This window comes from Enterococcus sp. UD-01, from assembly GCF_044909655.1.
Classification (GTDB): Bacteria; Bacillota; Bacilli; order Lactobacillales; family Enterococcaceae; genus Enterococcus_L.
Genome location: NZ_JBIYEU010000009.1, coordinates 1 through 14242, shown reverse-complemented (window position 1 = coordinate 14242; position 14242 = coordinate 1). Strand labels below are relative to the sequence as shown.

The window sequence follows — 14242 nt, the reverse complement described above, 5'->3', positions numbered from 1 at the left end:
CGAATCATCACAATGCGGTTTCTTTCTTAATTTCAGAAAAAAATTTTTTGATTTGAGAAATAGGAAAAATAAAGCTGGTAAACGAACGATAATTTCCATTTTGGATGGTATAATGAAGAGAAGGAAGAAAAGGGAGTCACAAAATGAGTACAAACGAAAATTATGATATCAGCTATCATCAATTAACCAAAGAAAAGCAGGAACTTTCCAGAGAAACAACGTTATTGGTGGTGTTAAGAGGAAAATTTCAGCTTACAGTAGACGAAAAAACAGAGAACCTGACACCCGGTGAACTTTTTGTCATTAATGCCGGCGCGTATTATCTATTGGAACCATTGCTGCAGACACCTTGCTTTTACGTAGAAGTTCGAATTAACAGCCTTTATTTTGCTTCGCAGTTTCCAGCTTATTTTTATACGTATTTTGAATGCAGTCCTAAGCAAAAAGAACACGGAAAAATGCATGCGATTCATACCTTAAGAAGACAAGTTGCTGAATTATGTCTTTCAGAGCTTAATGAAGAACCAACCAAGCAATTAAAAACGACGCTGTTTTTAACGCAAATTATTTTGTCGTTGGTTCATAATTTTCAAAGAGAAGAAGAACCTGGTGCGCTGCATTCTGACAGCCAAAAGCTAAGAGAAATTATCGAGTATATTGAAAAGCATTATCGTGAAGGTCTGTCTTTAGCGGATACAGCAGAGTATTTTTTTATGTCAGAATCATCATTGTCTAAGTTTTTCAAGAAGGAAACTGGGGATTACTTTTCCCATTATGTGCGTTCAGTTGCTGTTAAACATAGCTTAACAGAGCTGCTTTATACTAAAAAAAGTATTGAACAAATTGCTTTGGATGTTGGGTTTCGCAATAGTAAAACTTACCGGGAACATTTCAAAAAGACGTTTGGCGTATCGCCGACCAGTTATCGATCCGCTCATTTAGCAGAAGCAACCGTTGCTAAACATTTGCCATTAAAAAGCCAACCTGAAAATTTTAATATAAAAGAAATTTTGACACCTTTATACAGCTATGTTCAAACGGTTATAGAAGAAGCTCAAGCTTCCGACTTAGTACTAAAAACCAAACAACTGCACGTTTCGGTTGAACAAGAGCTTGCCTGTTGTCGCAAAAAAGAACTAATTATCAAAATTGCTTCGCTGGAAAATCTGGCATCCAAAAAAGTGCAGCAGGAAATTCTTGAATTAAATGACGAGCTTGGTATTGATTACATTAGTATTCAATCGCTATTTACCCAGCCACCTTTGACGCTGCAAATTCATCAGGAAGCCGGCTTGAATTCTTTTCCGGCATTTGAAAAGCTTGATAGTATTTTAGCTTTTTTGAAGCAGCAGAATTTGCGGGTCTTTTATCAGCTGTCATTGCCTAAATTTAGGAAAATGGGTGCCTATGAAAGAGAAGTGTACCGAAAATTTTTCCGTCATATTCAAAGCTGTTTTGGAAAAAATATGTTGTCTAACTGGAAAATCAGCTGTCACTTTACTCAAACTGAAGTTGCTGCTTATTATGCGGAATTTATGGAAATAAAAAGACTGCTGCAAGGTCAATTTACTGAAATTCAGCTAGGCGCGGAGCTGCCGATAACTGACCCTTTTTTCAAGAAAAGCGACTTGGAGGCTTATCGCTTTTTCTTTGAAGAGATTGCGCCGGTCTGTGAATTTCTCTCTTTTTCTGCAGAGCCGAATTACGTTTTTCAGAATTTGGATACTACTTTTCCGGACTTGAATAATTATCATCAATATGTGCTGAACAAGACATTGTATGTTAAGCATATTATGAAGGAATTTGATGTTAAGCTGCCTTTGTATTTAACTGAATGGAATACATTGACGGGGATGACACGGATCAGTAATGGCACCTTTTTTAGAGGAGCGATTATTTTAAAAGATCTGCTGCTGCTGGATCCATTTTTACAAGGGTATGGTTTTTGGCTGAACATTGATTTGTATGAAGAAAATACACAAGATCGTCCTTTGAAAAATGATGGTTTAGAGCTTTATCATTATTACAGCGGAAAGCGCCCGGCGTACTTTTGTTTATGGCTGATCCGCAGATTAAGCGGAACAATCGTTTCTTTAGGAGAAGAATACTTATTAACTTGGGAAGCAGGGAAATATCAGCTACTGTTATTTAACACGAATTATTTTGATCCGCATTTGTCTACGGAGGAAGCCTTTTTGCAGAGTCACTCCTTGACGATTGAATTGGCTTTAAGCATAGGAAAAACAGGCAACTATCAAATAAAGCAAATTGACTTTAATCGTCATAACGGCGCATTGTTTTATACCTACGAAGAATTTCGCCATGCCGGCGCTTTGGATTTAGAAGCACAGCAGTACATCAACGAGAAGACTCGACCAAAAATTAAGGTTTTTGATGCGCATATTGATGACACTTTCCATTATTTTATGAATTTAGATACTAACGGCATTGTCTTGCTCGAATTTACACCGATTTACAATTAAAAAGGGAGCGTGTATCCTTGACGTAAGGACGGGAACTGGCTACTATTTAGAAAAGCAATCAGAAAGGGTGACCAAGTATGGCTATTTATGATTATCAAGTAAAAACTACTTCAGATGCGACCGTTTCAATGGAACAATATAAAGATAAAGTGCTGCTGATCGTCAATACAGCAATCGGCTGCGGCTTTACGCCGCAATATGAAGGACTGGAAAAATTATACAAGCAATATCAGGAACAGGGCTTTGAGATTTTGGATTTTCCCTGCAATCAGTTTGGACATCAAGCGCCGGGAACAAATCAAGAGCTTAGTGATTTCTGTCAGATGAACTATCAGACAACTTTTCAGACGTTTGGCAAAATTGATGTAAATGGAGAAAATGCTGATCCTTTATTTACATTTTTAAAGGGAGAAAAGGGCGGACTTTTAAGCGGGGCCATTAAATGGAACTTCACGAAGTTTTTGGTTGACCGACAAGGAAACGTAGTAAAACGTTATGCGCCGACGGTTGAGCCAGAGAAAATTGCGGGTGATATTGAGCAACTGCTTTAAGTTAAGTCTGTTTTACAAAATAATTTATATGAATTTCTTATTGTCTGCATTCGCTTTTTGTGGTATACTTTTTTTATCGAACGACAGCATAAGAACACATTACCCCTAGAGATGGTGGTCTCTAGGGGCATTTTTGTCGCCATTTTGGCTGCTATTTTTTATTTAGCCAATGTTCAAATAAGGAGAGGAGTATCCCGGCAAGCAACGTACAAACGAATGTCAACAGCATAAGAACACCTCCTTTCGGTCGCAGGATGGATAAAAATGGCGACATAATAAGATACGCGTTTTTGTGAATGTCTACTCTAAAAAAGCTGAAAAACTATTCCGTTCAGTAGCATTCAGTTATACTAAAATAAAAACCATAGGTTAGAAAAGAGGGAGCGTATGAAAATCGTCACAGCTATTGACTCTATGAAGGGTTCATTATCCAGCATTCAGGCTAATCAAATTGTAGCGGAGGTATTTACTACCTTTGGTCATGAGGTCAGCTCTGTCGCAATTGCCGATGGGGGCGAAGGAACAGTAGCAGCTTTGGTTGAAAATAATCAAGGGCAACTGCTTTTTACTGAAGTTCAGACATTGAACGGTCAGTATCTTGCAGCTTCTTATGGCTGGTTTGCTGAAAAGAAGTTGGCAGTCATTGAATCCGCTCAAGCATCCGGTATTCAATTTTTAAATGGAACAGTAGCGACACATCCAAAAAACACCTCTTCTTATGGTACAGGCGAACTGATTTTAGCAGCGGTTGAGCAGGGAGCAAAAACAATTGTCATCGGTTTGGGCGGTACTGGAACGGTAGATGGCGGCATCGGTCTTTTGAGTGCTTTAGGAGTTCGCTTTTTTGATGAAAACAGACAGGAATTACCAGCAAAAGGCAGCAGCTTAGGAGCAATTGCTGACTACTCTTTTGAAAATGTACCTGCAAAATTGCAGCAGATTCAATTTATCATTGCGGCGGATGTCTTTAGTCCATTGACCGGGGATAAAGGGGCAGTGAAAATGTTCGGACGACAAAAAGGGCTGCAGGCTCATGAAATTGCTGACTACGAAGCCGCAATGCAGCATTATCAAGATGTCGTTCATCCTGAAAAAGAAAACAAGCCGGGCGACGGTGCCGCAGGTGGTCTAGGTTTTGCTATTCGTCATTTCTTAAAAGGTATTGTAGTATCAGGCTTTGACTACATTGCAGAGCAAACCAAACTGACAGAAAAAATCGAGCAGGCGGATCTGATTATTACAGGCGAAGGCCAAATAGATGCCCAAAGTCTTCAAGGAAAAGTACCTGTCGGAATTGCTCATATCGCGCAAAAAGCGCAGGTTCCGGTACTCGCTTTTGTGGGAAGCTGTACTGGAGAAGCGGCGCAGTTCGCTGAAGTCGGCATATCCGTTATTTTTCCAATTATTGATCAGGTCATGACTTTAGAAACCGCCCTAAAAGAGGCGGAGCAAAATCTGCACAGAGCTGCAGAACGCGCTGCTCGCTTACTTGCGTTATATAATTAAGAAAACAACAACACCCGAGGGAAATGTACCGACCCCCGAAAGTTAGACTAAAAATCTAACTTTTTGGGGTCACTACAAAACGTTCTCTCTGCTGGGTGTTGTTTTTTTATACCATAGATCAGTCTTAAGTACCATGACAGCTGTATTGCTTTCCGTCAGAATGAATAGGAAAGGGAGGCGTACATGAGTAAAATGATGTATCAAGGGAAAAAATAATGGTTTTTGTAACGAATAACAAAGGAATTGAAGCAAATGGAGGGATCATATGTCTGTAATTGAGGCAAGAAACATAAAAAAGAGCTACGGCCGTAATGAATCGAAATTCGAGGCTTTAAAAGGTGTCGATTTAAAAGTAGAAAAAGGTGAATCCGTCGCAATTATTGGGAAAAGTGGTTCTGGGAAATCAACATTTATGCATATTTTAGCTTTACTAGACAAGCCGACATCCGGTGAAATTTACTTGAACGACCAAAATGTTTCAAGTATTAGTAAAAAAGAACTGGATAAAACACGGAACAAAGAATTCGGCTTTGTGTTCCAGCAATTTTTCATGAATCCTAAAGATACGGTGTTAAACAATGTTATGCTGCCACTAAAAATTGGTGGAGTTTCAGGTGCAAAACGGAAAAACATGGCACTCGAAGCACTGAAAGCCGTTGAGTTGGAAGAAAAAATTAATAATAAAGCGAATAATTTATCTGGTGGACAAAAGCAGCGTGTCTGTATTGCGCGGGCGTTAGTAAATAATCCGCAGATTATTTTTGCGGATGAGCCCACCGGGAATTTAGATACAGCAACGGGTGAAAAAATCGAAGAGCTTTTATTTAATTTGAACAAAGAAAAAGGCATTACACTCATCATCGTAACTCATGATCCGGAATTGGCTGCACGTTGCGATCGGCAGATCCATGTGCGTGACGGACGAATTATAGGAGGAGATGAGTAAATGAAAATTAGTGATATTTTAAAATCAGCAAGTTCAAATTTAATGCGTAACAAAGGCCGCACAATCTTAACAATTGTTGCTATCTTTATTGGCGCATTCACGATTTCTTTAACAACAGGCGTCAATATTGGTGTAAATGATTATATTGACAAACAAGTCGGCAGTGTGGGCGGCGAAAATCAAATAATGATTCAGCCGAAAGTCAGCAACGGCACAGGTGAAGATGGTGCACCGCAAAAATATGATGAGAATCAAAAAACTAGTACCATGCAGCAATATGAAATGCTGGACACTAAAGATCTGGATAAAATCAAAAAAATAAAGGGCCTCAAAAATGCAGAGCCAATGAAATCAACGGCCGTTAATTATATTGTTGGTGCTAATAATGAAAAATATGTTTTTTCAGCCTCTTCAATGTTTGATAATGTGAACATTGACCTTGAAGCAGGCAACCAGCTGGATCAAAAAACATCAGAATATCAAATTAATTTGGCACCGGAATATGTCAAGGCACTTGGTTATAAATCCGCGAAAGCGGCACTTGGTCAAACGGTTAAAATCAGTGCGTCATCCTCTGCAACGAAAGAAGAAAAAATCGTTGAGGCCAAAATCGTCGGCATACGCAATACTAGCCTAATTCAAGGCGGTATGTCATTGATGAATCCAGCTTTAGTAGATGAAATCGTCAAAATTAATGAAGCTGGTCTGCCGGATTCAATGAAAGATCAATATGGAGTCATTATCGGTGAAATGGCTAAGGACGTAACGACCAAAGAAATTAATGAAATCAAAGAACGTCTAGACAAAGCAGGCTATGCCGGTCAAACAATCGAAGATCAGATCGGTATGATCCGTAATGTGATTGATGCGATCACTGGTGTGTTGACGATGTTTGGTGCGATCGCTTTACTTGCGGCAAGCTTTGGTATTATCAATACGTTGTATATGTCTGTACAAGAACGGACAAGAGAGATCGGATTGATGAAAGCAATGGGGCTTGGCAGCGGCAAAGTCTTTATTATTTTCAGTGTAGAGGCGGCGTTAATCGGGTTCTTTGGTTCTGCTCTGGGAATTTTAGGGGCAATGGGTGCCGGCTCGTTAATTAATCAAGTCGCTGCTGATTCGTTCTTAAAATCATTATCGGGCTTTACTTTAGTTCAATTCTCATTACCTTCTTCAGTGATTATTATACTTGTAATCATGGCCATTGCCTTTTTAGCGGGAACTTTACCGGCAAGAAGAGCAGCGAAGCTGGATCCGATTGAATCCTTACGCTATGAATAACGAGTAGAGTTGACAAAGTTTAACATTCTTTGACGAACGAACGGCTGTTTTATTAATTATTGATACTTTGGACGTGGGATAAGAGTATTTATACTTGTATTTCACGTCTGTTTTTTACCAAAATGCATATAAGTTACGTAAACAAAGAAGTAGGAGTATACTGAATGCATCATTGGCGAAAAAGGAGGAAACACATGAAAGCAGTAGTGATTAATCAGTACGGCGGTAAAGAAGAATTAACGGAACAGGACGTTACACTGCCGGAATTAAAAGAACATCAAGTAGTCGTAAAAGAATATGCGACATCGATTAACCCGATTGACTGGAAGCTTAGAGAAGGGTATTTAAAGCAAATGTTTGACTGGCCGTTTCCGATTATTTTAGGCTGGGATGTTGCCGGTATTATTACCGAAGTTGGCAGTGAAGTCACTGACTGGCAAGTCGGCGATAAAGTGTTTGCTCGTCCGGAAACCACGCGTTTTGGCACTTATGCAGAAGAAACGATTGTGGACGATCATCTTTTGGCGAAAATCCCCGGTAGTATTAGCTTTGAAGAAGCAGCGGCCGTACCTTTAGCTGGCTTAACTGCCTGGCAGGCTTTATTTGATCATGGCAAGCTTCAAAAAGGGCAAAAGGTGTTGATTCATGCGGGAGCCGGCGGTGTCGGAACCTATGCCATTCAATTTGCCAAAGAGGCGGGTGCCTATGTTATTACAACCGCTAGTGAGAAAAATCATGAGCTATTGAAAAAACTAGGGGCAGATGAGGTCATTGACTATCATACGACTGATTTTGCCGAGGTGTTGTCCGAAATTGATTTAGTCTTTGATACGATGGGCGGCGATGTTCAGAAAAACAGCTTTAAGGTTTTAAAACCAGAAACGGGACGCTTGATTTCAATCGTAGGCATTGAGGATGAAACATTAGCGGAAGCTAAAAACATTCATGCTGAAAGTATCTGGCTGCAAACCAATGGCAAGCAGCTCAAAGAAATTGCTGATTTAATGGCACAGGGGAAAGTAACCTCTGTTGTCGGTGCAGTTTTTCCTTTCTCAAGACAAGGCGTGTATGATGCGCATGCATTGAGTGAAACCCATCATGCCGTTGGGAAAATTGTCATAAAAATGGCTGAATAATAGTATAAATAAACAGACGATTCTTTAAAATGGCTTCTGCCATCAGAAAGAATCGTCTGTTTTTGCTAAAATCTTTTCATTCAGTAGGTTATCCATTCCAATAGGTTGCACGGCAGCGGATCAGTTCTAACAATCCGGGTAGGTTTTGTTCAATATACGCTTGATTCAAGCCGTATTTTTTCGTGGTGCCTGTTTTTATTTCTGTAATTAAATTTGCTTCTTTAAGAAGTTTTATGTGATGAGACAGGGTTGATTTTACAATATTGTAGGTTTCCGAAGTGATGCGTTTTTCTCCGTCAAGCATTAGGCACGTTAAGATATTTAACCGCGTCGGATCACTGGCAGCCTGCAAAGCTAAAAGGACTGGATCGTTTTTGAAGTTCGTACATTTATTTTCCATAGGTAGAGTATACCACACAGCTTCTTCTTTACATATGACTTCGTTAATGCTATATTTTTATAGTTCGATGGATTTCGAACGAAAAAGGAAATGAGGGATACGATGGAAAACACATATAAAGAAAATGACTTTTCAACGATTTTAAAAGGCCGACGTTCTGTTCGTAATTACGATCCGACCGTTAAAATTAGTGAAGAGGAAATGATGCAAATTATCAACGATACGGTAACGGCACCGTCTTCGATCAATATGCAGCCGTGGCGTTTTGTTGTCGTAGCAAGTGAGGAAGGCAAGAAAACCTTAGAACCCCTTGTTCAGTTTAATAAGCTGCAAAACGAAACCTCTGCGGCAATGATCGTTATTTTTGGTGATCTTGACAATTTCGCTCAAGCAGAAAAAATCTATGGTACGGCTGTTGAACAAAACCTGATGCCTAAAGAAGTAAAGGATAGACAATTAGCGATGTTTGCTCCGGTAATGGAACAAATGACTTTAGCTGAAAAACAGCAAACGGTCTTAATCGATGGTTCTCTGGCAGCTATGAACTTGATGCTGACGGCTCGCGCATATGGCTACGACACAAATCCGATCGGCGGCTTCGACCGTAAAAATATTACGGAAGCGTTAGAATTGGATCCTGAACAATATTATCCTATAATGATTGTATCGATTGGTAAAGCGCAGGAAGCAGGCTACCCGTCCTACCGTTTACCAGCAGAAGACATTACATTTTGGAGATAAGGGGAACGGCAGCATGCAGATGATTCCTTTAGTGTTGGCCTTAATCGTCGCACTTGAGCACTACTATATTTTGTATTTGGAAATGTTTCAAATCACTTCAGCTAAAGCACAGCAAACCTTTGGCTTGGAAAAAGAATTCGTTCAAGACCCGAGAGTACAGACGCTGTTTAAGAATCAAGGCTTGTATAATGGTTTTTTAGCAACGGGGATTGTCTGGGGCGCTTTTTTGGCTGCCAACAGCTGGGGCGTAGTGACGTTTTTTGTCAGTTGTGTTTTAGTGGCTGCGATCTATGGCGGCTTCACTTCTTCTAAAGGAATTTTGCTTAAACAAGGTCTGCCAGCCTTGATTACGTTAGTTTCCTTACTTATTTTTAGATAATGGAAAGCCTAAAAAGTCTAACGTTACGTTGATTTTTAGGCTTTTTTTGCCGATTGAAAAAATGATTTTTCAGGTTGAAGCATAATTCTTTACTTACTTTTAGTAAGTCTGTATACTAAAAAAGTAATCAAAAATGAATTTAAAACGAAAAGGAGCACTCACTCATGACAGAATTTGTACAAGCTTTAAAAAATCGCCGTTCTATTTACGCGTTAGGAAATGATTTACCTCAATCAAAAGAAGAAATTACCGCTTTAGTAAAAGAGGTTGTAAGAGAAAGTCCAACTTCATTTAACTCACAAACACAGCGTGTGGTTTTCTTATTTGGTGATGCACATAAAAAATTATGGTCAATCACAGAAGAAGCGTTGAAGCCTTTAACGCCGCCGGACGCTTTCCCAAATACGCAAGCAAAATTACAAAGCTTTGCTGCAGGAACAGGGACGTTATTGTTCTTTGAGGATACGGATGTGGTTAAAGCATTACAAGAACAATTTGAATTATATGCGGATAATTTTCCAATTTGGTCTGAACAAGCGAGCGGTTTAACCCAAGCTAATGTTTGGACAGCCTTGGCTCAAGAAAATATTGGCGCTAATTTACAGCATTACAATCCTGTGATTGATGAAGCCGTAGCAAAAGAATGGTCAATCCCAAGCAACTGGAAATTAAGAGCACAGCTTGTTTTTGGTTCAATTAAAGAACCAGCAGGCGAAAAAGAATACATGGAAGACAGCAAACGTTTCATGGAATTTAACTAAGAGAGCTGATGGAAGGCGTGAAGTAAAATGGCAAAACTACCAAAAGAAACACAGGTGAAGCAGGTAAAATTAAAAGTGGCTGATCTCGAAAAAATGGTCACTTTTTATACCACAATGGTCGGGCTAGTTTTAGTAAAAAAGGAGCAGAACTCGGCTTTTCTAAGCGCGCAAGGCTCAGAGGAAATTCTTTTGATTCTGGAAGAACTAGCGGCTCCTGAGAAAAAAATTATGACCACTGGTTTATATCATACCGCCTTTTTGCTGCCTTCCAGAAAAGATCTCGGCAACACTTTATTGTGGCTGCTCCAAAACAAGGTTGAACTTGGTGCAGCTGACCATGGCTACAGTGAAGCTCTCTATTTAACAGATCCTGAAGGAAATGGTATTGAGATTTATCACGATAAGCCGATGTCGGAATGGGATATTCGTGAAGATGGTCAAATTATCGGTGTCACCGAAGAGCTGGATGGTGACAGCCTCGTTGCTAGTTCTGACGGTAAATGGCTGGGACTGCCTTTTGGAAGCCGAATTGGGCACATTCATTTACAAGTAGCTGATTTAGAAAAATCAGCAGTGTTTTATGAGCAGCTGGGCTTTACATTGAAATCTGATTTCGGCAAACGGGCAAAATTCTTTGCAGCCGGCACGTATCATCACCATATTGGGATGAATACGTGGGCGGGCTCTAATTTGCCGCTAATGACGGAGAATCAGTTGGGCTTGGCTTGGTATGTGTTCAAATTGCCAACTAAAGAGGATTTCGAGGCATTGGTTCATGAGCTGGAACAACAGGATGTTGAGTATGAACTAAATCAACACCAACTAATTATTGCCGATCCGAATGGAACAGAGATTATATTTGAATCGTAAGTGTTGATTATAAAAAGGTATGGTGCAATTTTTTGTACTATGCCTTTTTTGACGTTTGCTGATAATTGGAGGTTTTGTGCAGAAAAATTGTGTTATGATAGAGAAAAACGGATGTATTTAGGAGGAAATTGATTTGGTAGAGTTATTAGCAACTGATGCTGTATCCTTTCAAGTCGGAGAACAAAAAATTTTGCATGAGCTGTCCCTGTCTTTTGAAACCGGAAGTCGTACGACCATTACAGGTCCTTCTGGTGGCGGTAAAAGTACCTTTTTGAAATTGCTGGCTTCTTTATTAACACCAAGTTCAGGCAACATTTACTTCGAAAATCAGGATATTGCTGAATTGGCGCCGGAAACATATCGCATGCAGGTTTCTTATTGTTTTCAACAGCCGACATTATTTGGTCAAACGGTGCGGGATAATTTTTTGTTTCCATACGAGATTCGCAAGCAGTCCTTTGATGAGGCTCACGCTTTCGCTTTGCTGGAGGAAGTAAAGCTGCCTGAGCATTATTTGGACAAAAAAGTGACCGAGCTTTCGGGCGGCGAAAAGCAGCGGATTGCTTTAATCCGCAATGTTTTATTTTTACCGAAAATTCTCTTGTTGGATGAAGTGACCGCCGGTTTAGATGAAGAAAGCAAACAAATTGTCAATCATTGGCTGTTTGAATTGAATCAAAAACAGCAGGTGACCTTGATTCGCGTTACCCATGATGCAGCAGAGATTGCTCAAGCAACGCGGGTTAAAAAAATTGTTGCCGGCAGATTGGAGGAAGCGGAATGAATTTAGCCGTGAACGATCTTTCCTTATTATTTGCAGGTTTATTAGTCGTAGTCGCGTTAGTGATTAGTTATAAAGAAAAGCTAGGCTTTATTAAAGATATTATTATCAGTGTTTGTCGTGCTATTATTCAATTAATTGTCGTTGGTTATTTATTAAAATATGTGTTTCAGGTGGATAATAAGCTGTTGACAGTAGTCATGGCGGCCGTTATCGTCATGAACGCAGCGCTCAATGCTGCAAAACGTAGTCAGCAGTTACCAAAACAAACTGGTTTTTGGGTGTCCTTAATTGCGATTGCTTCCAGTACTGGTGTGACGATTGGTGTGTTGGTGTTATCTGGCGCAATCCGTTTTATTCCTTCACAAATTATTCCGATTAGCGGGATGATTGCCAGTAATTCCATGGTAGCGATTGGCTTGTGTTATCGGAATTTAGATAGTCTTTTTCACGATCAAAGGCAAGCTGTTCTGGAAAAATTAGCTTTGGGTGCAACGATTAAGCAAGCGTCGCAATCGATTGTAAGAGCGAGTATCCGCACAGGAATGGCACCGACAATCGATTCAGCCAAAACAGTTGGTATTGTCAGCTTACCGGGCATGATGTCTGGATTGATCTTTGCGGGAGTTGATCCGGTTCATGCAATTAAGTACCAAATTATGGTGACCTTCATGCTTTTATCGGCAACGAGTATTGGTTCAGTATTGGCGACTTATCTTGCGTATAAGAGCTATTACAATGAACGCAGACAATTGATTATTTAGTGTATTTCCAGGCGGACAGTTCCAGCTGTTTTCCTGGTTTTTAATTACTTTTCATTTAAAAGTATAGACATTTAATTGTAAAGGCTTTATAATGTGAGAGAAGATAATATAAAGAAAGTAGGGACGAGCATGGAACGAGTATTTAAAGACGATTTTTGGTGGGGAGCGGCAACGTCCGGTCCGCAAAGTGAAGGGCGTTTCAATAAGAAGCATGCGAATATGTTTGATTATTGGTATGAAATTGAACCTGCTGATTTTTATGATCAAGTAGGACCTGATGTGACCTCTAATTTTTATAACAGCTTTAAAGAAGATATTGCTTTAATGAAGGAAATTGGCTTAAATAGTGTACGGACTTCGATTCAATGGACACGTTTGATGGAAGATTTTGAAGCTGGAACAGTCAATGAGGATGCTGTTCGTTTTTATAATGAAGTGATTGATACCTTTTTAGCGGCCGGCATTCGTCCCGTTATGAATCTGCATCATTTTGATTTACCGGTTGAGCTGTATCATCAATATGGCGGCTGGGAGTCCAAGCATGTTGTGGATCTGTACGTGAAATTTGCGGAAAAATGCTTTGAATTGTTTGGAGATCGCGTCAAAGATTGGTTTACCCACAATGAACCGATCGTTGTTGTTGAAGGGGAATACTTGCATCAATTCCACTATCCCAAAATTATTGATGGAAAAAAAGCAGTCCAAGTAGCGTATAATTTGAATTTGGCTTCTGCTAAAGCGATTCAAGCCTTTAAACGCTTAGGAATGGCAGAGCAAGGCGGTAAAATTGGAATTATTTTGAATCTAACGCCAACCTATCCAAGATCAAACAGTGAAGAGGATTTAGCTGCCGCAAACCTTGCAGAGCTGTTTAACAATCGCATGTTCTTAGACACAGCGGTTCATGGGGAGTTCCCACAAGAATTGGTTGACTGGCTGGAAAAAGATGGCGTCCTTTGGGAAAGCACTCCGGAAGAACTAGCCATCATCAAGGAAAATACCATTGATGTATTAGGTGTAAACTTCTATCATCCAAATCGTGTGAAAGCACCGGATGTTGCACCAAACAGCGTAGGTGCATGGCTGCCAAATCGTTACTTTGATGAATACAATTTACCGGGTCGCCGCATGAATATCGATCGTGGCTGGGAAATTTATCCAAAAGCCTTGTATGATATTGCAATTAATATTCGCGATAATTATAATAATATTCCTTGGTTCGTTTCTGAAAACGGCATGGGAATTTCCGGTGAAGAACGCTTTATGGATGAAGCAGGCGTTGTACAGGATGATTATCGAATTGATTTTATTCGCGAGCATTTGGAATGGCTTCATCAAGGCATTGAAGAAGGCTCTAACTGCTTTGGCTATCATTTATGGACGCCAATTGACTGCTGGTCATGGGCCAACGCTTACAAAAATCGCTATGGCTTTATTTCAACAAACATCCATACTCAAATCAAAACCATTAAAAAATCCGGTCACTGGTTCAAGCAACTAGCGCAAACCAATAAACTGGAAAGTAAATAATCAAAAAAATGAGGTCGGGACAAACACCCATGAGGGCCATAGCCCTCACCAAACAGAATGAAAATAAAGTGTATAAAGTGATCGACCTACAAGCTATTACCTGGCATACT

General features: G+C 39.9%; 14 protein-coding genes. 13 read left to right on the top strand and 1 reads right to left on the bottom strand.

The features are described from left to right. The first annotated feature begins 143 nt into the window (after window positions 1-143). From ABH902_RS09105 to ABH902_RS09080, 6 genes are all read left to right on the top strand, one after another. Window positions 144-2483 carry a helix-turn-helix domain-containing protein gene (locus ABH902_RS09105; RefSeq protein WP_404590405.1) on the top strand — a complete coding sequence of 780 codons (2340 nt, stop codon included), beginning with the start codon at window positions 144-146 and terminating at the stop codon, window positions 2481-2483. Window positions 2484-2560: 77 nt separating this feature from the next. Continuing rightward, window positions 2561-3034 (top strand): glutathione peroxidase, encoded by a 474-nt coding sequence (locus ABH902_RS09100; RefSeq protein ID WP_404590404.1) that lies wholly within the window; start codon window positions 2561-2563, stop codon window positions 3032-3034. Window positions 3035-3421: 387 nt separating this feature from the next. Next, window positions 3422-4540, top strand: coding sequence for a glycerate kinase (locus ABH902_RS09095; RefSeq protein ID WP_404590403.1), 1119 nt, complete (start codon window positions 3422-3424; stop codon window positions 4538-4540). 265 nt (window positions 4541-4805) lie between these two features. After that, window positions 4806-5486, top strand: coding sequence for an ABC transporter ATP-binding protein (locus ABH902_RS09090; RefSeq protein ID WP_404590402.1), 681 nt, complete (start codon window positions 4806-4808; stop codon window positions 5484-5486). After that, the gene (locus ABH902_RS09085) at window positions 5487-6770 is read left to right on the top strand and encodes an ABC transporter permease (protein ID WP_404590401.1); all 1284 of its coding nucleotides are present in this window, start codon (window positions 5487-5489) and stop codon (window positions 6768-6770) included. 194 nt (window positions 6771-6964) lie between these two features. Beyond that, window positions 6965-7906 (top strand): NADP-dependent oxidoreductase, encoded by a 942-nt coding sequence (locus tag ABH902_RS09080; RefSeq protein ID WP_404590400.1) that lies wholly within the window; start codon window positions 6965-6967, stop codon window positions 7904-7906. Window positions 7907-7994: 88 nt separating this feature from the next. Here ABH902_RS09080 and ABH902_RS09075 read toward each other — a convergent pair whose 3' ends face one another. Continuing rightward, entirely contained in the window at window positions 7995-8306 is a 312-nt protein-coding gene (locus ABH902_RS09075; protein ID WP_404590399.1) for an ArsR/SmtB family transcription factor, read from the bottom strand. A 102-nt stretch (window positions 8307-8408) separates the two neighbouring features. Between ABH902_RS09075 and ABH902_RS09070 the strand changes: the two genes are divergently transcribed. The 7 genes from ABH902_RS09070 to ABH902_RS09040 all read left to right on the top strand — a co-directional run bounded on the left by ABH902_RS09070 (window position 8409) and on the right by ABH902_RS09040 (window position 14132). Continuing rightward, window positions 8409-9047, top strand: a complete 639-nt coding sequence (locus ABH902_RS09070) for a nitroreductase family protein (protein WP_404590398.1) — start codon at window positions 8409-8411, stop codon at window positions 9045-9047. 13 nt (window positions 9048-9060) lie between these two features. Next, entirely contained in the window at window positions 9061-9426 is a 366-nt protein-coding gene (locus ABH902_RS09065; protein ID WP_404590397.1) for a DUF1304 domain-containing protein, read from the top strand. A gap of 164 nt (window positions 9427-9590) precedes the next feature. Further along, the gene (locus ABH902_RS09060; RefSeq protein WP_404590396.1) at window positions 9591-10187 is read left to right on the top strand and encodes a nitroreductase family protein; all 597 of its coding nucleotides are present in this window, start codon (window positions 9591-9593) and stop codon (window positions 10185-10187) included. Between the two features lie 27 nt (window positions 10188-10214). Further along, the gene (locus tag ABH902_RS09055; RefSeq protein WP_404590395.1) at window positions 10215-11057 is read left to right on the top strand and encodes a VOC family protein; all 843 of its coding nucleotides are present in this window, start codon (window positions 10215-10217) and stop codon (window positions 11055-11057) included. Between the two features lie 133 nt (window positions 11058-11190). Further along, window positions 11191-11841 carry an ATP-binding cassette domain-containing protein gene (locus ABH902_RS09050; RefSeq protein WP_404590394.1) on the top strand — a complete coding sequence of 217 codons (651 nt, stop codon included), beginning with the start codon at window positions 11191-11193 and terminating at the stop codon, window positions 11839-11841. Next, window positions 11838-12602 (top strand): ABC transporter permease, encoded by a 765-nt coding sequence (locus tag ABH902_RS09045; RefSeq protein ID WP_404590393.1) that lies wholly within the window; start codon window positions 11838-11840, stop codon window positions 12600-12602. The genes ABH902_RS09050 and ABH902_RS09045 overlap by 4 nt, the downstream gene beginning before the upstream one ends. A gap of 129 nt (window positions 12603-12731) precedes the next feature. Then, entirely contained in the window at window positions 12732-14132 is a 1401-nt protein-coding gene (locus ABH902_RS09040; RefSeq protein ID WP_404590392.1) for a glycoside hydrolase family 1 protein, read from the top strand. Window positions 14133-14242: the final 110 nt, after the last annotated feature.

What these genes read in the sequence shown, in the direction of transcription:
- ABH902_RS09105 (WP_404590405.1), top strand. Translation starts at nt 144, where the DNA reads ATGAGTACAAACGAAAATTATGATATCAGCTATCATCAATTAACCAAA.
- ABH902_RS09100 (WP_404590404.1), top strand. Translation starts at nt 2,561, where the DNA reads ATGGCTATTTATGATTATCAAGTAAAAACTACTTCAGATGCGACCGTT.
- ABH902_RS09095 (WP_404590403.1), top strand. Translation starts at nt 3,422, where the DNA reads ATGAAAATCGTCACAGCTATTGACTCTATGAAGGGTTCATTATCCAGC.
- ABH902_RS09090 (WP_404590402.1), top strand. Translation starts at nt 4,806, where the DNA reads ATGTCTGTAATTGAGGCAAGAAACATAAAAAAGAGCTACGGCCGTAAT.
- ABH902_RS09085 (WP_404590401.1), top strand. Translation starts at nt 5,487, where the DNA reads ATGAAAATTAGTGATATTTTAAAATCAGCAAGTTCAAATTTAATGCGT.
- ABH902_RS09080 (WP_404590400.1), top strand. Translation starts at nt 6,965, where the DNA reads ATGAAAGCAGTAGTGATTAATCAGTACGGCGGTAAAGAAGAATTAACG.
- ABH902_RS09075 (WP_404590399.1), bottom strand. Translation starts at nt 8,306, where the DNA reads ATGGAAAATAAATGTACGAACTTCAAAAACGATCCAGTCCTTTTAGCT.
- ABH902_RS09070 (WP_404590398.1), top strand. Translation starts at nt 8,409, where the DNA reads ATGGAAAACACATATAAAGAAAATGACTTTTCAACGATTTTAAAAGGC.
- ABH902_RS09065 (WP_404590397.1), top strand. Translation starts at nt 9,061, where the DNA reads ATGCAGATGATTCCTTTAGTGTTGGCCTTAATCGTCGCACTTGAGCAC.
- ABH902_RS09060 (WP_404590396.1), top strand. Translation starts at nt 9,591, where the DNA reads ATGACAGAATTTGTACAAGCTTTAAAAAATCGCCGTTCTATTTACGCG.
- ABH902_RS09055 (WP_404590395.1), top strand. Translation starts at nt 10,215, where the DNA reads ATGGCAAAACTACCAAAAGAAACACAGGTGAAGCAGGTAAAATTAAAA.
- ABH902_RS09045 (WP_404590393.1), top strand. Translation starts at nt 11,838, where the DNA reads ATGAATTTAGCCGTGAACGATCTTTCCTTATTATTTGCAGGTTTATTA.
- ABH902_RS09040 (WP_404590392.1), top strand. Translation starts at nt 12,732, where the DNA reads ATGGAACGAGTATTTAAAGACGATTTTTGGTGGGGAGCGGCAACGTCC.